The following is a 16,569-nucleotide window of genomic DNA, read 5'->3' on the forward strand; positions in this document are numbered from 1 at the left end:
CGGCGGCCGGGGCCGGTGCGGCGGGCTCCGCGGCGCGGGCCGCCCGGGACTCCACATAGTCGCGGGCGCCCCAGCCGAGGACCGCCTCGGCGAGGGCGAGGCCCAAGCCGTCGCCGAACCGGGCGAGTTGGCCGGCGGTCCGGCCGCAGTGACCGCATCCGGCCAGGTGCTGCCGCAGATCCGGGTCCATGCCGGTGCCGCCGCGCCGGAAGGTCACGTCCAGCAGGCGCAGGTAGCGGCGGCACTCGGCGTCGGGCGCGAGTTCGCGGTGCACCTGGAGGCACTCCTCGCGCAGCCGCTCGCGGGCCCGGCGGAGTTCGACGCGGACGTCCTCCTCGTCCAGGCCCAGCAGCGCGGCGGGCACGGCCAGGGGTTCGGCCTCGACCTCGGTGTGCCACAGCACGGCCCGGGAGGTCTCGGGGAGCCGCTGGAACGCACGGGACAGCAGCCGCCGGCCGGGCGGAGGCAGCAGCCGGGCCGCGGCGCGCCCGCCGGTTCCACCGCCGGGGCGCAGCGCGGGATGGAGGAGTTCCTGGCGGCCGTCGGTGTCCCACTCGGCCGCGATACGGCGGACGGCGACCAGCACCTGGGGCCGCCAGGCGGCGGTCGGGCCGCTCTGCCGCAGGGAGGCCCCGAAGAGCCGGGTGAAGGCGGCCGTGGTGAGCATCCCGGCGGCGCGCGGTCCGTCCGCGCACAGCCGGGCGTAGGCGAAGGCCGCCGCCCAGTGCCGGTCGAGGAGTTCACCGACGGGATGCACCGCGGGCGACGCTCCCGTCCACTTCTTCAGTTCGGCGCTCAGCATTTCGTCCGACGGGCCTGCCTCGGTCACGGCCGAATTCCTCCAGACGTACAACGGGGAATTAGTCCGTACCTATGGGTACGGCGAGGTCATGAGGCAGCTCGAACGTCCACCTGAGGCGGCACTTTCGCACAGCCGAACACGCCCGAACAAGTGATCTCACGATTCTCGGCATGCACCGCGCCGGCTATTTCCATTGACACTTCGTCAACGGCAGCCATTTCCTCCCCTTACCGCCGTCCGCGGGCGCGGTTCAGTGGCCGCTGATCGCGCGCGGTGTGTAGGGCTGCTCCAGTTCCTCGATCTCCTTCTCCGTCAGTTCCAGTCCGACGGCGGCCACGGCGTCCTCGATGTGGTGCGGCTTGGCGGCGCCGACGATGGGGGCCGCCACCGTGTCCTGGTGCAGCAGCCAGGCGAGGGCCACCTGGGCGCGGGGCACGCCCCGGGCCTCCGCGATCCGGGTCACGGCCTCGACGATCGCGCGGTCGCTCTCCAGGTACAGCCGGCCGCCGAAGTCGTCGTTCGCGCTGCGCTCGGTGACGGTCCCCCAGTCGCGGGTGAGCCGCCCGCGGGCGAGCGGGCTCCACGGCAGCACGCCGACACCCTGGTCCGCGCACAGGGGCAGCATCTCCCGCTCCTCCTCCCGGTAGAGCAGGTTGTAGTGGTTCTGCATGGACACGAACTTCGTCCAGCCGTGCCGCTCGGCGGTGTACTGCGCCTTGGAGAACTCCCACGCGTACATCGAACTCGCCCCGATGTAGCGGACCTTGCCCGCCTTGACCAGATCGTGCAACGCCTCCATCGTCTCCTCGACGGGAGTGGCGTGGTCGTAGCGGTGGATCTGGTAGAGGTCGACATAGTCGGTGCCGAGCCGGCGCAGGCTGTGGTCGATCTCGCTCATGATGGCCTTGCGGGACAGCCCCGCCCCGTTGGGGCCCGGCCGCATCCGGCCGTTCACCTTGGTGGCCAGCACGATCTCGTCCCGGCGGGCGAAGTCGCGCAGGGCCTTGCCGACGATCTCCTCGCTGGTGCCGTCGGAGTAGACGTTCGCGGTGTCGAAGAAGTTGATGCCCGCCTCCAGCGCCTGCCGGATCAGCGGACGGGACGCCTCCTCGTCGAGGGTCCACTCGTGGACGCCGCGGTCGGGCAGGCCGTAGGTCATGCAGCCCAGACAGATCCGCGAGACGTCCAGGCCCGTCGAACCGAGCTTCACGTACTGCATCGTTGCTGCTCCTGCCTTCGGGACGATGGTCATGGCAGAGCCTACGACGGTGGCGCGGGACCGACTTGACGCCGCCGGTGTGCGGCCGATTTGATCCTGACACGTACCGCGCCGCCCGGCGTGGGCAGGATGGAGCGGAGTTGTCCCCCTCGGGTGTGCGCCGCGCCACGGGGGCACGCACGGCCCTGGGCGCCCTGGCGGCAGCGCTGATCGTCACAGTGCCGGCCCTGGCCGGATGCGCCTCGGGCGAGCCGGAGCGGGGCGGCGCGCGGCAGCCCGCCGCGCTGCGGCTGCCCCCGCGGCACGCCGGGTTCGACTACCAGATCGGCGGCGCCTATCCCCCGCCCGAGGGCGTGCGGATCGTCAGCCGCGACCGGTCCGACTCCCCCGCGCCGGGCCTGTACAACATCTGCTACGTCAACGCGTTCCAGGCGCAGCCCGCCGAGCGCGCGTCCTGGCCGGCCGACCTGCTGCTGCGCGACGCGCGGGGCGATGCCGTCATCGACGAGGACTGGAACGAGCCGCTGCTCGACATCGGCACCCCGGCCAAGCGCGCACGGGTGGCCGAACGGGTCAACCGGTGGATCGACGACTGCGCGGACAAGGGGTACGACGCCGTGGAGCCCGACAACTACGACAGCTACACCCGCTCGCACCGGCTGCTCACCGCGGCCGACGCCACCGCGTTCATGGCCCTGCTCTCCCGGCACGCGCACGCCCGGCACCTGGCCGTCGCGCAGAAGAACACCGCGGAGCTGGCCGGGCAGCGCGAGCGGGCCGGGCTGGACTTCGCGGTGGCGGAGGAGTGCGGGCAGTACGACGAGTGCGAGGTGTACGCCGAGGCGTTCGACGACCGGGTGGTGGACATCGAGTACACCGACGGCGGCCTGCGCGCGGCCCGCGCCCGCTGGGGCGACCGCCTGAGCATCGTCCGCCGCGACCGGGACGTGTCCAGGCCGGGCAGCGCCGGGTACGTCCGCAAGGTGCGCTAGGGCCGGCGGTACGGCGGCCCCGGGGGGCGCCGTACCGCCGGGGAGGGGTCAGCCGGTGCTGTCCCGCACGGTGATGGCGCTCACCGGGCAGGCGCGGGCCGCGGCCCGGACCATCGCGTCGCCCGCGCCGTCCTCGCGGCCGGGCAGGAGGGTGCTGTAGCCGTCGTCGTCCTGGGTGAAGACGCCCGGGGCGGCCAGCGCGCACTGCCCGGCGCCGATACAGACGTCCTTGTCGATGTCGATGTGCATGAGCAGAGCCTCTTACCAGGTCACAGGGAGTTCCAGCATCCCCTGGATCGTGTCGCCGGGTTTGAACGGAATCTCCTCCGCCGGGACCGCGAGCCGCAGCTCGGGCAGCCGGGTGAACAGGCTGCCCAGGGCGATCTCCAGTTCCGCGCGGGCCAGGTTCTGGCCGAGGCACTGGTGGATGCCGAAGCCGAACGCGATGTGGTGGCGGTCGGGGCGGTGGAAGTCCAGGGTGTCGGGGTCGTCGTACATCGCCGTGTCGCGGTTGATCACCGACGTGGCGAAGAGGACGCCGTCGCCGGCCCGGATGGTGGTGCCGGCGATCTCGATGTCCTCCAGCGCCACCCGCTGGAGCCCTTCCGCGATGGACAGCATCCGCATCAGCTCCTCCACGACGGCGGGCAGCAGCGCCGGGTCGGCGCGCAGCTCGGCCAGCCGGTCGGGATGCTGGAGCAGGGTGTAGGTGCCGAGGGAGATCATGTTGGCGGTGGTCTCGTGGCCGGCGACCAGCAGGATGATGGCGAGCGACACCGCGTCGGCGCGGTCCAGTTCGCCCGTGCGCAGCCGCTGGTGGACCAGCTCGTCGAGGATGCCGTCGCCGGGCTCGGCCTCCTTGGCCTTGGCGTCGATCAGCCCGCCGAGGTACTCCTCCAGCCGGTCGCGGGCGGCCACGGTGTCGGCGCCCGTCGGGCCGCGCAGCAGCCTGCGGGACTGCTCCTCGAAGAACTCGTGGTCGGCGTACGGCACCCCGAGCAGGCCGCAGATCACCATCGACGGCACGGGCAGCGCGAAGGCGGAGACCAGCTCGGCGGGCGGCCCCTGCGCGATCATGGCGTCCAGCAGGTCGTCCACGATCCGCTGGATCCAGGGGCGCAGCGTCGCCGCGCGCTTGACGGTGAACGACGGGATCAGCATCCGCCGCTGGCGGTGGTGCTCGGGGTCGTCCACGCCGAGCAGGGCCACCCGGCGGTCGCGGCCCGCCTCGAACCGGGGCGTGGGCACGGGGAAGCCGGGGCGGCGGCGCTCGGTGGACAGGCGGGAGTCGGCGAGCAGGGCGCGGGCGGTGGCGTGCGCGGTGACCAGCCAGACCTCGCGGCCGTCGTAGAGGGTGACGCGGGACAGGGGTCGCCCGTCGCGCAGGGGGTCGTAACCGGTGGGCGGGTGGTAGGGGCAGGTGCGGTCCTGGGGGAAGGCGACGGGTCGGGCCGGGGCGGCCGGGCTGCTGATGTCCGTCAGTTCCGTCATGGAAAGACCTCGCAGACGAATGAAGTGCGTCGTGCCGATCTTCATTAGATGCCCCAGGCACCTATAGGTCGACGGCAAGTTCAGCCACTTCGGTGACCTTCGTCATCTGGCCGAAGTACCCCGGGTCCGGGGATCTGATTCGGCCACCGTTCCTCACCGTCGGCTCTCGTCCTCGTCCGGGGCGAAGGCACGGGCGACGGCGAGGCTGTCCTCGTACACGTGGTGCCGTACGACCAGGCCGTCCCGCACGGTGAGGTGCAGGGCGAACCGGGCGGTGTAGGCGCGGCCGGTCGGGGCGGCGGTCTGCCGGATGACGCCGCACACGACCGCGTCCGCGCCGTCGGCCAGGATGCGCTCGATCGTGGTGTCCGCCCGCTCCGGGACGTGGTGGGCGGCCAGTTCCCGGTAGTGGGCGGCGGCGTCGGCGCGGGTGGCGCGGTGCCGGATCCACGGGGTGTCGGCGCGGCCGTGCTCCTCCTCCGGCCAGTCCAGGCGCCAGTCGCAGTCGTCGGCGTACAGCTCGGCGATCCGCTCCGGGTCGCCCTCGGCGATCCTGCGGAGCAGTTCCTGCACGACGGAGCGGGTCGCGGCGGTGCGGTCGGCGGACATGAGTCGTTTCCTCCCCCGGTGGGCAGTGATCGGGACGCGGACCACTGTGCCGCGTGCGGCGGGGGCGGCGCGATGACCTCTGAGGTCATGACCGCGTCGGCGAACGCCGCGCGAGGCACGGATGCATCCGGCGGCCACCGGCGTTGACGCCCGTGGCAGACGTTCGTTGGACCGACGAAAGGGAGCGGATCCCATGCCTCTTGAGGGCGAGTACGAGCCCAGCCCGACGCAGTGGGTGCGCGAGCAGGTCGAGCTGTACGAGAGTTCCGGCGGGACGAAGGGGACGACGCTGCGCGACACCGGCTTGCCGGTGATCGTGCTGACCACCCGGGGTGCGAAGAGCGGGAAGATCCGCAAGACACCGCTGATGCGGGTGGAGCACGAGGGCCGGTACGCGGCGGTCGCCTCCGTCGGCGGTGCGCCCAGGCATCCGGTCTGGTACTTCAACGTGAAGTCCGACCCGCACGTCGAGCTGCAGGACGGACCGGTGAAGCGGGACATGCGGGCCCGTGAGGTCACCGGGGCGGAGAAGGCGGAGTGGTGGGAGCGGGCGGTGGCCGCGTTTCCGCCGTACGCCGAGTACCAGGAGAAGACGTCCCGGGAGATCCCGGTCTTCGTGCTGGAGCCGCTCGGCGAGAGCTGATTCAGGCCGGGGACCGCTCCATTTCAGAAAAATCTGTTTCGGAGGCGTGTGAACCGTCTTCCGGGCGGGCACTGGAGCGTCAGGCCCCGCCGCGTTCCCCCGTCGCGGCGGGGCTCTCTCGTGCCTCGCCCGCCGGCCGGTCGGTGACGTCCAGGAAGATCTGGCCGACGTCGGGGAACGTCCGGGCGAGGGACCGCTTGATGCGTACGGCGACCTCCTCGACGCGTTCGCTGTCCAGGCCCGGCATCAGGTCGACGCGGGCGGCGACCAGGGTGGATTCGAGGCCCATCTTCATGGTGAGCACCGCCTCCACGCTGTCGATCTCCGGCTGCGCCCGCAGCAGCGCCCGGATCCTTCCGGTCAGCTCCGGGTCGGCGGCCTCCCCGACCAGCTGGGCGCGGGCGTCGCGGCCGAGCCGGTAGGCGACGTACACCAGCAGCAGGCCGATCGCGAGCGAGGCGGACGCCTCCCAGACGACCTGCCCGGTCGCCATGTGCAGGGCCATCCCGGCCAGGGCGAGGCTCACGCCGAGCACCGCGGTGCCGTCCTCGGCGATCACCGTGCGCAGCGCGGGATCGCGCAGCCCGCCGAGGCCGTCGCCCTGCCGGCGGACCTGGTACAGGGCCCGCAGCAGCGAGGCACCCTCGGCGAGCAGGGCCACGCCCAGCACGATCAGGCCCGCCACATAGCCGCTGAGCTTCTCCTCGGCGCCGCCGCGCAAGGCCTCGAAGCCCTGGAAGAAGGAGAAGCAGCCGCCCATGACGAAGATGCCCACGGCGGCGAGCAGGGACCAGAAGAAGCGCTCCTTGCCGTAGCCGAAGGGGTGCCGGGTGTCGGCGGGGCGGCGGCTGCGGCGCAGGGCGGCCAGCAGGAAGACCTCGTTGAGGCTGTCGGCGACCGAGTGCGCGGCCTCCGACAGCAGCGCTGGCGAGCCCGCGAGGACTCCGCCGACCGCCTTGGCGACGGCGATCACCAGATTGGCGCCGAGGGCCACGAGGACGGTGACCCTGGTGTGCCGGTCGCCCTTAGCACCGGCGGCCTCGGCATCGGCCGTGACCTCGGCGTCGGCACCGGGCTCGGCATCGGCATGGGCCTTGGTGTCCGCACCGGGCTCGGCACCGGCCCGGCCGCCGGCCTCGCGGTGCGGCCGGCCGTCGGCCACGGGAACGGGCATGCCGTCGGCCGCGGGAAAGGACGTGCCGCCGGCCCCGGGACCGGTTGGACCACCGGCCTTCCGGTCCGGCCGGCCGTCACCGTTGTCCGGCCGGCCGTCACCGTCGGAGCCGGGCGGGGCACCGGCCCCGTCGCCCGGCCGACGGTCACCCCTGAGGCCGGGCAGGCCACCCGCCCTGTGGTCCGGCCGGCCGTCCGCCCTGAGGTCGGGCAGGCCGCCTGCCGTGCGGTTGCCGTCGCGGCCGGCCGGCGTGCGTGCCGGCCGGTCCGCGCTGTCCTCGGCCGTCCGTGCGGCCGTCTCCCGTTCCGAGGATGTCCCGCTCACCCTTCGCCGGTTGCCCCGGACCGAACGGATCACACCGTGCCGTCCGCGTGAAACGGGGAACGCGGTGGGCGTCAGGACCCGGTCGGCGAGGAGGAGACATGGGCGGCGACGGCAACCGCGCCTACGGACACCGGAGCTTCAGCCGGTCCCGGAGCCATTTCAGGGACCGGATCACCGCCGACGGCCGGGACGGCTGGCCGGTCGAGGCGGGCCGTTACCGGCTGGTGGTCTCCCGCGCCTGTCCGTGGGCGAGCCGGGCGGTGATCTCGCGTCGGCTGCTGGGGCTGGAGGAGGCGCTGCCGATGGCGGTGGCCGATCCCGTCCAGGACGACCGCAGCTGGCGGTTCACCCTGGACCCGGAGGGCCGGGACCCGGTGCTCGGCATCCGGTTCCTGAGCGAGGCGTACGACAAGCGGGAGACCGGCTATCCGGGCGGGGTGAGCGTGCCCGCGGTCGTGGACGTGCCCAGCGGACGGCTGGTCACCAACGACTACCAGACGCTCACCCTGGACCTGGCCACCGAGTGGACGGCCCTGCACCGCCCCGGCGCGCCGGACCTGTACCCGGCCGCCCGGCGCGAGGAGATCGACCGGGTGATGGCCGAGGTCTACGAAGAGGTGAACAACGGGGTGTACCGGGCGGGGTTCGCCACGCACCAGAAGGAGTACGAGGAGGCGTGCGCGGCCGTGTTCCGGCGGCTGGAACTGCTCGGCGAGCGGCTGTCCGGGCAGCGGTATCTGGTCGGTGACACCCTCACGGAAGCGGACATCCGGCTGTTCACCACGCTGGTCCGGTTCGACGCGGTGTACCACGGCCACTTCAAGTGCAACCGGTGGAAGCTGGCGGAGCATCCGGTGCTCTGGGCGTACGCCCGGGATCTGTTCCAGACGCCGGGCTTCGGCGACACGGTCGACTTCGACCACATCAAGCGGCACTACTACCAGGTGCACACCGGCATCAACCCCACCGGCATCGTGCCGCTCGGCCCGGACCTGGCCGGCTGGCTGAGCCCGCACGGCCGCGCGGAGCTGGGCGGCCGGCCGTTCGGGGACGGTACGCCGCCGGGTCCGGTGCCCCCGGGCGAACGGGTGGCCACGCGAGGACGGCCCGCATGAGGACCGCATGACGAGGAAGTAGTCACACATGGCCAAGACAAAGAAGAAGAAGCTCCCCCTCGCCTACCAACCGGTCGGATTCGTGCTCAGCTGGGCGGGCGGTGCGCTGGCCGGTATGGCCTTCCGCAAGGCGTGGATGGCCATCCGGCACGAGGAGGACGCGCCCGACGCGCTGGACCCGGACCGCAGCTGGGGCGAGATCCTGCTGGCGGCGGCGGTCCAGGGCGCGATCTTCGCCGTGGTGCGCAGCGCCGTGGACCGCACCGGCGCGAAGGCCATCGCCCGGTCGACGGGCGTATGGCCGGTGACCGACAAGAAGGGCCGGGACTGACCCGGCCTCCCCCCTCCCCCCGGACCACGACGGGGCCGGCCGGCGCTCCGGGACCCGCCCGGAGCCGCCGGTCGGCCCCGTCCTGACCACCGGACGCGTGGCCCCTGCCGGCCGCCTCCGCCGCGGTTGGCTCGCGGCACCGGACGTCAGCCCTGTTTCGGAGCCGTCCCGGGCAGGAGGCGCAGGGTGAAGGAGTGGCCCGCGGGGTCGGCGTAGACGCGTTGCTCGTAGGGGCCCGCCGCGTCCTTGGTGTCGACGGGGCGGCCTCCGAGTCCTACGACGCGCCGCTCGGCCTCGTCCAGGTCGTCGACGAGGAAGTCGAGGTGGACCTGGAGGGAGTTCTCGGGGCGCGGCCAGCTGGGCGGGGTGGCGTTGATGTCGCGCCGGAAGGCCAGCCGGACGCCGTCGGCGCCCCGGATCTCGACCAGGTTGGCGGACGCGGCGGTCCGCTCGCCCTCCAGCAACTCCCGGTAGAACTCGGCGAGTTTCTCGGGCTCGGCGCAGTCCAGCACGACCACGCCCGCTTTGACCAGTGTCATGGGTCCTCCCGGGACCGACGAAGTGTCCTCTTCCCAGGCGGATATCCCGGGCCCCCGGATTCAGTCGGCGCGCAGCCACTCCCCGTCGCGCATCAGCTCGCGCCCGCGCAGCTCGTTCTCCTCGCGCCAGGCCTGGATCCGCTGCGGGAGGACCCTGAAGTACAGGTAGGGCGTGGCCAGTCGGCGCGGGTCGAAGCCGGTCTTCCCCGCGAACACCTCCGCGTCCTCCTCGGGCAGGTCCTCGGGCGGCACCGCCCGCACGGTGCCCTCGACCAGCACCACGTCCCGGGTGGGGCCGATACCGAGCCGGGCCTTGCCGGTGGCGACCAGGTTGCGGCCGGTGGGGCTCCCGGCCGCGGTGGCGATCAGCAGCGAGCTGCCGTCCCACACGAACGACAGCGGTACGAGATACGGGGCCGCGCCGTCGGGTCCGGCGGTGGCGACCCACGCGTCGACGTCGTTCTCCAGCCGGTGGAGGGTGTCCTTCTTGCGCTGCTCGGCGCTGCGGGCGGGGGGCGGGGTCATGGCGTACGGCCTCCTCGGTGTGATCGTTGCGATCAGTGTGACCGTGCCCGGCCGGTCCGTGCACGGAGTCGCCCGAGGCGTGTCCGCGCGGCGGTGGGCAGCGGGTCCCGGGCGGCCGGGGGCAGGGCGGTACCCGCGGAGTCCGGGGCGCCGGAGGCGAGGGCCCGGTCCGCGAACGCGCGGCGGATCCGCACCGCCTCCGGATCGGAACCCGGCCCGGCGCAGCACGCCGAGGACGCTCTCCACGGCCCGGATCTCGTGCGCGCGGCCGGTGAGCCGGTGGTGGCCTCCTGGGAGGGACCTCACGACGACACCGTTGACCTGTGGAGCGCCCGGGCGGTTTCCTGTCCGCCTGACCGACCAGGAAAGGCATCATGCACGCTGACCTGCTCTTCACCGGCGGCCCCGTCCTCACCCCCGAGGGCCGTACCGCCACCGCCGTCGCCGTCACCGGGGACCGGATCACCGCCGTCGGGCACGCGGAGGTGCGCGAACTCGCCGGGCCGCGCACGGAGGTGGTGGACCTGGCCGGGCGGCTGCTGCTGCCCGGTTTCCAGGACGCGCACGTCCATCCGGTGCCGGCCGGGCTGGAACTGTCCCGGTGCGATCTGACCGGCCGGACGACGGCCGAGGCGACCGTGGCCGCCGTACGCGCCTACGCCGACGCCCACCCCGAGCGGGAGTGGATCCTGGGCGGCGGCTGGTCGATGGAGGCGTTCGCGGGCGGTACGCCGACGAAGGAGCTGCTGGACGCGGTGGTTCCGGACCGGCCGGTGTACCTGCCCAACCGCGACCACCACGGCGCCTGGGTGAACAGCCGGGCGCTGGAGCTGGCCGGTGTCGGCCGGGACACGCCGGACCCGGCCGACGGGCGGATCGAGCGGGACGCGTCCGGAGAGCCCAGCGGCACCCTCCAGGAGGGCGCCATGCAGCTGGTCGGCCGGCTGGTCCCGCCGGCCCGCCCGGCCGACCGGCTGGCCGCGCTGCTGCGCGCGCAGCGGCACCTGCACGCGCTCGGCATCACCGCCTGGCAGGACGCGCTGGTCGGTGACTTCCTCGGCATGGACGACCCGGCGGAGGCCTACCGCACCGCCGCCGAGGACGGCTCGCTCACCGCCCGGGTGGTGGGTGCCCTGTGGTGGGACCGGGAGCGGGGCGCCGAGCAGATCCCCGACCTCGTGGCGAAGCGGGCCGCGTGGAGCCGGGGCCGGTTCCGGGCGGGCACGGTGAAGCTCATGCTGGACGGCGTCGCCGAGAACCACACGGCGGCGCTGCTGGAGCCGTACCTGGACCGGTGCGGCTGTGCCACGGCCAACCGCGGCACGAGCTTCCTGGATCCGGCCCGACTGCCCGCGTACGTCACCGAGTTGGACGCGCTGGGTTTCCAGTGCCACTTCCACGCGCTGGGCGACCGGGCGGTACGGGACGCGCTGGACGCGATCGAGGCGGCCCGGGAGGCCAACGGCGCGGGAGACACCCGGCCGCACCTGGCGCACCTCCAGGTCGTGCACCCGGACGACGTGCCCCGGTTCGCCCGGCTCGGCGCCACCGCGAACATCCAGCCGCTGTGGGCCGCGCACGAACCGCAGATGGACGAGCTGACGATCCCGTTCCTCGGCCCCGAACGGGCCGCCCGGCAGTACCCGTTCGGGTCGCTGCTGCGCTCCGGGGCGCGGCTCGCGGCGGGCAGCGACTGGCCGGTGAGCAGCCCGGATCCGCTCCAGGGCATCCATGTCGCGGTCAACCGGGTGGAGCCGGGCGGCACCGGGCCGGTGTTCCTGCCGGGCGAACGGCTGCGCCTCGCCGACGCGTTGACGGCGTACACGGCCGGGTCGGCGTACGTGAACCATCTGGACGACACCGGCCGGGTCGCCGTCGGCGCGCTCGCCGACCTGGTGGTCCTGGACCGGGATCCGTTCACCGGGCCGCCGGAGGCGATCGCGGACACGCGGGTGGCGCTCACGTACGTGGGCGGCGAGCGGGTGTACACAACGGGGTGAGCCCGGTGACACCCGCGCCGCGGGTCAGGCGCAGCCTGCTCCCTGAGTGAGCCGCGGCCAGGCCTCCACGCCCGCGGGTGTGCGGACGTAGGCGGTGGTCCTGTCGGCCGTCAGCCACAGCCGCCGGTCGCGGTGGCGGTACCCGGTGTCGCGGGCGTCGGCGGGCATGCGGACCTTCGCGCGGTACGGCGCCCGGAGCAGGCCGTCCCGCTCCAGTACGCCCTCGGGGTCACGGGCGTACGTCCGGTCGCCCAGGGCGAGGAAGCCGGCGGACTGCCAGCCGCAGTGCTCCGGCCCGGTCGAGCTGTGCAGCCGGGTCACCGGGACCCTGCGGCCCGCGCGGTCCGTCCAGATCTCCCAGTCCGTGGTGGCCGTGAAGCTCTCGGGGAGTTCGGCCGGATCGCAGGAGGCGTTGGTCTCCGGCCCCCAGCCGGGCCGGTCCCGCTGGTCCTTGGCCACCACGACCGCCACCTTGGTCCGGCCGTCCACGTCGTAGGAGTACAGCACCCGGTCCCGCTCCGCGCGCTCCACGCGGTAGCCGTGGTCGGGCTGCTCCGGCTGGACCATGTCGAAGTAGCGGGCGAGCCCTTCCTCCGGGGTGGCGCCGCCCTCGGATCTGCCCCAGCCGTCGGGCCCGGAGCCGTCGAAGATCTCCCCGTCGCACTCCAGCGCCCGGCCGGCCGCGCCGGAGGCCAGCCGCACGGCCCTCGGGGTGCTCTCGTCGAGCTGTCTGGTGGGGACGGCGAGCGGACCGCTGTAGGGGGTGGCCGGAGGGGTGCCCTCCACCACCAGGTCCGGCCGGGGGCCGTCGTCGCACCCCGCCACCGCCACCGCCGTCAGGACCGCCACCGCCACGAGTCCTCTGCGCATTCCCGCCCCTGTTCCCCTGTGCTTCCGTCACTGCTGTGCGCCGTGCGGTCCTTCGACGCGGGAACGGGGCGGAACGTTCAGCGGGTCCGCTGGAAGGTTCTGCGGTAGGCCTGCGGGGACACCCCGATCGCCGCGTTGAGGTGCTGGCGCAGCGAGGCGCCGGTGGCGAAGCCGACCTCGGCGGCGATCCGGTCCACCGGCAGGTCGCTGGCCTCCAGCAGATGCCGGGCGCGGGCCACCCGCTGCTGGATGAGCCAGCGGCCGGGGCTGAGGCCGACCTCGTCGTTGAAGCGGCGGGCGAAGGTGCGCAGGCTCATCCGGGCGTGCCCGGCGAGGTCCGCCAGGGTGAGCGGCTCGTCCAGGCGCTCCAGCGCCCAGGCGCGGGTCGCGGCCGTGCTGGCGGCACCGCTCTCGGGGACCGGCTGCTCGATGTACTGGGCCTGGCCGCCGTCCCGGAACGGGGGGACGACACAGCGCCGGGCGACGGCGTTCGCCAGCTCGCTGCCGTGGTCGGTGCGGACGATGTGCAGGCAGATGTCGACGCCGGAGGCCGCCCCGGCCGAGGTGAGGATGCGGCCGTCGGCGACGAAGAGGACGTCCGGGTCGAGGTCCACCCGGGGGTAGCGGCGGCGGAACAGCTCGGCCACCTGCCAGTGGGTGGTGGCCCGGCGGCCGTCGAGCAGTCCGGCCTCGGCGAGCACGAAGGCGGCCGTGCAGATGGAGACGATCCGGGCGTCCGGGCGGATGCGGGCGAGGGCGGCGGCGATCTCGTCGGACAGCTCGGTGGGGATGTGGGAGGTCGCCATGGAGGCGACGACGACCGTGTCGGCCGTCTCCAGGATCTCGGGCCCGTGGGCGACGCCGACGGTGAAGTCGGCGTTGGTGCGCACCGGACGGCCGTCGACCGAGCAGGTGAGCACCTCGTAGTGGCCGTCGGCCGCGCCGAAGATGCGGCTGGGGATGCCCAGCTCGAAGGGATAGACGCCGTCGAGGGCCAGGACGACCACCCGTTCCGGGCGCCGGGTGCGCAGCTCCAGGTCAGACATGGCACGATCTTATCGAAGGTTGGCAATCGTGCCATTTCCCGGCCGCGCGGGCTCCGGCAGGCTGGGGGACCATGAGCGATGTGAACACGATGCGAGCCATCAGCCAGGACGTCCTCGGCGGTCCCGAGGTGCTGAAGGAAGTACGGATGGAGCGGCCGAGGCCGCGGCCGAACGAGGTGCTGGTCCGGGTGCGGGCCGCCGGGGTGAACCCCACCGACTGGAAGCACCGGGCCACCGGCGGCTTCCTGGGCGAGCCCCCGTTCGTCCTCGGCTGGGACGTCTCCGGGGAGGTCGCGGAGACCGGGATCGGCGTGGCCGCGTTCCGGCCCGGCGACGAGGTCTTCGGCATGCTGCCCTACCCCTTCGGCCACGGCTCGCACGCCGAGTACGTCACCGTCCCGGCCCGCGCCCTGGTGCCCAAGCCGGCCTCCCTCGACCATGTGCAGGCGGGCGCGCTGCCGCTGGTGTCCCTCACGGCCTGGCAGGCGCTGACCGAGCACGCGGACGTGCAGCCGGGGCAGCGGGTGCTGATCCACGCGGCGGCCGGCGGGGTGGGCCATGTGGCCGTGCAGATCGCCAAGGCGCGCGGGGCGTACGTGATCGGCACGGCCAGCGCGGGCAAGCACGACTTCCTGCGGGAGATCGGCGTGGACGAGCCGGTCGACTACCGCTCCACGGATGTCACGGAGGCGGTGCGGGACGTCGACGTGGTCCTGGACACGCTCGGCGGCGAGACCTCCGTGCGGTCCCTGCGGGTGCTGCGGCCGGGCGGTGTGGTGGTGTCGATCCTGCCGGTGGGCTCGGACGACTTCTACGAGGAGGCCGAGCGGCTGGGCGTGCGGGCGGTGCGCATGCTGGTCGACGCCGACCGGGCCGGGATGCGGGCGATCGCGGAGCTGGCCGAGTCCGGGCGGCTGACGGCGACGATCGCCGGGACGTTCCCGCTGGCCGAGGCGGCCAAGGCGCACGAGCTGGGCGACACCGGCCGGACCACCGGCAAGCTGGTGCTGCTGGCGGACTGAGCGACCCGCGCGGACGACACGCGTCAAACTCGAAGACATATGTCAATCGAACATGCTCAAATTCCTTCCATCGAGGGTAACTTGGCGATCGGGAAACGACGTCGGGGCACGGGTGGGTGGGAGGTGGTGCCGAGGTGCGACACGAACCCGTACCTCTCACCCGGCAACTGGGCGTGTACGACCACCGCGGGCACACGGTGCTGGAGTTCCGGGGCGAGATCGACATCGCCGCGGCGGCGGAGATCGGCCCGTTCCTCGACCGGGTCACCGGCCGGCCCGGCGCCCGGGTCGTCATCGACCTGCGGCCGGTGGAGTTCTTCGACTGCTCGGGGCTGCGGCTGCTGTACCGGGCGCGCGTGCGGGTGCTGGAACGCGGCGGGCAGCTGCACCTGGTGTGCACCCACCCGCTGACCCTGCGGGTGTTCCGGGTCACCGGTCTGGCCCGGCTGCTGCCCCCGTCGCCGGACCTGGACGCGGCCCTGGCCCGCTCCGAGGCCGCGTCCGGCTCGCTGTGAGGGCCGGCGTGGGGCAGCGCCCCCGCGCCGGCCGCGACGGCGGTACGGAAGCGGAACGCAGACCGGCAGTTCTCCGCGAGCGGGGTGTGCCGGCCGTCCGCGGGCATCCGGTGGGCAGGGAGGAGGACCGTCGCGATGACGACTTCCGTCAGACGCCTGCCGGGCTGGGCCAAGGCCCTGGCTGCGCTCGTACTGGTGCTCGCCGTACTGTTCGCCGGGATCCGGCTGGCCGTACTGCCGGGCATCAAGGACCTGTTCGGCACCGAGACCCATGACCGCTCCGGACCCGCGCTGCTGGAGTCCGTCCGGGACATGAGCCGTTACGAGGCGGCCTCGGGCAGCTTCCAGGTCGTCGTGGACCTGGACAAGGACGCCGAGTTCCTGCCCGACGCCGTCCGCGGCACCCGCACCCTGTACGTCGGCGCGGGCACCGTGGATGCCTACGTCGACCTGGGCCGGCTCGGCGAACGGGACGTGACGGTCGACAGCGACCGCACGTCCGCCACCCTGCGCCTGCCGCACGCGCGCCTCGGCAGGCCGGCCCTGGACCCCGACCGCTCCTACGCCGTGTCCAAGCAGCGCGGGCTGCTGGACCGGCTCGGCGACCTGTTCTCGGACAACCCCAACAGCGAGCAGGCCGTGCAGCGGCTCGCCGTCCGGCACATCGGGGACGCGGCGAGGAGCAGCGGGCTGACCGCCCGGGCCGAGAGCAACACCACGGGCATGCTCCGGGGGCTGCTGCGCTCGCTCGGCTTCGAGGAGGTGCGCATCGTGTACGGCGCATCCGGCTGATCAGGAATCCAGCACTCCCGGCAGGGCCAGCGCCCCGAGGACGGTCGCGCCCATGAGCAGCCAGGCCACGTAGTCGCCGACGTGCCCGGACTGCAGGCGTCGCAGGGGGGCGGCCCAGTCGGGGGCGGCCACCCAGCGGGGGCGGGTGACGGCGAGTCCGGCCAGTGCCACGGCCAGCGCGGTGGAGGCAACCCCCAGCAGCACGCCGTGCGCGGTCCAGTGCACGGAGACGTGCGCGCCGCCGGAGCCGGCCTCGTTGACGGAGCNNCAGGGCGGCGGCCAGCAGCACGGCGGGGACGGTCGTCATGATGTCCGGGATCCGGCGCAGCAGTCCGGGGGTCTCCGGTTCCTCGTCGGAGCCGCTGGTCTCGTACTCGGCGTCCTCCGGACGCGGTCCGAGGCCCAGGAAGACGCGGGCGGTGACCCTCAGGACCGCGCCCGCGGTGATCGCGGAGGCGGCCACGTACACCACGGTGAGCGGGCCGCCGACCGCCTCCTCGGTGACCGCCTTGCCCAGGGCCGTACCGAACGGCGGCAGGCCGGCCAGGGCGAGGGCGCCG

Annotated in this window: 17 protein-coding genes and 2 pseudogenes; 8 read left to right on the forward strand and 11 right to left on the reverse strand. The window is 73.6% G+C overall.

The genetic code is table 11. From position 1 onward, the window contains the following. Positions 1-802: pseudogene (locus CCN44_RS31020) on the reverse strand (hydrolase); the annotation flags it as partial. A gap of 250 nt (positions 803-1,052) precedes the next feature. Then, the gene (locus CCN44_RS31025; protein WP_059246790.1) at positions 1,053-2,021 is read right to left on the reverse strand and encodes an aldo/keto reductase; all 969 of its coding nucleotides are present in this window, start codon (positions 2,019-2,021) and stop codon (positions 1,053-1,055) included. 140 nt (positions 2,022-2,161) lie between these two features. Here CCN44_RS31025 and CCN44_RS31030 point away from each other — a divergent pair, with 140 nt between their 5' ends. Then, positions 2,162-3,013, forward strand: coding sequence for an endo alpha-1,4 polygalactosaminidase (locus tag CCN44_RS31030; RefSeq protein WP_086701303.1), 852 nt, complete (start codon positions 2,162-2,164; stop codon positions 3,011-3,013). A gap of 48 nt (positions 3,014-3,061) precedes the next feature. On the opposite strand, the gene CCN44_RS31035 is transcribed toward CCN44_RS31030, so the two are convergent. The 3 genes from CCN44_RS31035 to CCN44_RS31045 form a co-directional block, all read right to left on the reverse strand. After that, positions 3,062-3,262 (reverse strand): ferredoxin, encoded by a 201-nt coding sequence (locus CCN44_RS31035; RefSeq protein ID WP_059246788.1) that lies wholly within the window; start codon positions 3,260-3,262, stop codon positions 3,062-3,064. 12 nt (positions 3,263-3,274) lie between these two features. Further along, entirely contained in the window at positions 3,275-4,504 is a 1,230-nt protein-coding gene (locus CCN44_RS31040; RefSeq protein ID WP_059246787.1) for a cytochrome P450, read from the reverse strand. A 153-nt stretch (positions 4,505-4,657) separates the two neighbouring features. Continuing rightward, positions 4,658-5,113, reverse strand: a complete 456-nt coding sequence (locus CCN44_RS31045; protein ID WP_086701307.1) for a nuclear transport factor 2 family protein — start codon at positions 5,111-5,113, stop codon at positions 4,658-4,660. Between the two features lie 193 nt (positions 5,114-5,306). Here CCN44_RS31045 and CCN44_RS31050 point away from each other — a divergent pair, with 193 nt between their 5' ends. Next, positions 5,307-5,756, forward strand: coding sequence for a nitroreductase family deazaflavin-dependent oxidoreductase (locus tag CCN44_RS31050; protein WP_059246785.1), 450 nt, complete (start codon positions 5,307-5,309; stop codon positions 5,754-5,756). Positions 5,757-5,835: 79 nt separating this feature from the next. On the opposite strand, the gene CCN44_RS31055 is transcribed toward CCN44_RS31050, so the two are convergent. Beyond that, on the reverse strand, positions 5,836-6,930 hold the full coding sequence (locus CCN44_RS31055; RefSeq protein WP_086701319.1) for a cation diffusion facilitator family transporter: 1,095 nt from the start codon (positions 6,928-6,930) through the stop codon (positions 5,836-5,838). A gap of 422 nt (positions 6,931-7,352) precedes the next feature. On the opposite strand from CCN44_RS31055, the gene CCN44_RS31060 reads away from it, so the two are divergent. Together CCN44_RS31060 and CCN44_RS31065 are read left to right on the forward strand one after the other, a co-directional pair. Further along, positions 7,353-8,369, forward strand: coding sequence for a glutathione S-transferase family protein (locus tag CCN44_RS31060; RefSeq protein WP_059246784.1), 1,017 nt, complete (start codon positions 7,353-7,355; stop codon positions 8,367-8,369). A 28-nt stretch (positions 8,370-8,397) separates the two neighbouring features. Continuing rightward, the gene (locus tag CCN44_RS31065) at positions 8,398-8,700 is read left to right on the forward strand and encodes a DUF4235 domain-containing protein (RefSeq protein WP_059246783.1); all 303 of its coding nucleotides are present in this window, start codon (positions 8,398-8,400) and stop codon (positions 8,698-8,700) included. 146 nt (positions 8,701-8,846) lie between these two features. On the opposite strand, the gene CCN44_RS31070 is transcribed toward CCN44_RS31065, so the two are convergent. Next, positions 8,847-9,239 carry a VOC family protein gene (locus tag CCN44_RS31070; protein ID WP_059246782.1) on the reverse strand — a complete coding sequence of 131 codons (393 nt, stop codon included), beginning with the start codon at positions 9,237-9,239 and terminating at the stop codon, positions 8,847-8,849. A gap of 60 nt (positions 9,240-9,299) precedes the next feature. After that, positions 9,300-9,764, reverse strand: a complete 465-nt coding sequence (locus CCN44_RS31075; RefSeq protein WP_086701310.1) for a pyridoxamine 5'-phosphate oxidase family protein — start codon at positions 9,762-9,764, stop codon at positions 9,300-9,302. A gap of 374 nt (positions 9,765-10,138) precedes the next feature. Between CCN44_RS31075 and CCN44_RS31085 the strand changes: the two genes are divergently transcribed. Continuing rightward, complete coding sequence (locus CCN44_RS31085; RefSeq protein WP_086701313.1) at positions 10,139-11,764, forward strand: amidohydrolase; 1,626 nt, start codon at positions 10,139-10,141, stop codon at positions 11,762-11,764. 24 nt (positions 11,765-11,788) lie between these two features. Here CCN44_RS31085 and CCN44_RS31090 read toward each other — a convergent pair whose 3' ends face one another. After that, positions 11,789-12,634 carry a hypothetical protein gene (locus CCN44_RS31090; protein ID WP_059246779.1) on the reverse strand — a complete coding sequence of 282 codons (846 nt, stop codon included), beginning with the start codon at positions 12,632-12,634 and terminating at the stop codon, positions 11,789-11,791. 77 nt (positions 12,635-12,711) lie between these two features. Further along, positions 12,712-13,680: a GlxA family transcriptional regulator gene (locus CCN44_RS31095; RefSeq protein WP_189396958.1), complete on the reverse strand. Its 969-nt coding sequence runs from the start codon at positions 13,678-13,680 to the stop codon at positions 12,712-12,714. 71 nt (positions 13,681-13,751) lie between these two features. On the opposite strand from CCN44_RS31095, the gene CCN44_RS31100 reads away from it, so the two are divergent. The 3 genes from CCN44_RS31100 (at position 13,752) to CCN44_RS31110 (ending at position 16,009) form a co-directional block, all read left to right on the forward strand. Next, positions 13,752-14,702, forward strand: coding sequence for an NADP-dependent oxidoreductase (locus CCN44_RS31100; protein ID WP_086701316.1), 951 nt, complete (start codon positions 13,752-13,754; stop codon positions 14,700-14,702). 134 nt (positions 14,703-14,836) lie between these two features. Beyond that, entirely contained in the window at positions 14,837-15,217 is a 381-nt protein-coding gene (locus tag CCN44_RS31105; protein ID WP_079080800.1) for an anti-sigma factor antagonist, read from the forward strand. 135 nt (positions 15,218-15,352) lie between these two features. After that, on the forward strand, positions 15,353-16,009 hold the full coding sequence (locus tag CCN44_RS31110) for a DUF4230 domain-containing protein (RefSeq protein ID WP_189396960.1): 657 nt from the start codon (positions 15,353-15,355) through the stop codon (positions 16,007-16,009). On the opposite strand, the pseudogene CCN44_RS31115 reads toward CCN44_RS31110, so the two are convergent. Then, a pseudogene (locus CCN44_RS31115) lies at positions 16,010-16,569 on the reverse strand (complex I subunit 5 family protein); the annotation flags it as partial.

The organism is Streptomyces tricolor (assembly GCF_002155905.1).
Classification (GTDB): Bacteria; Actinomycetota; Actinomycetes; order Streptomycetales; family Streptomycetaceae; genus Streptomyces; species Streptomyces tricolor.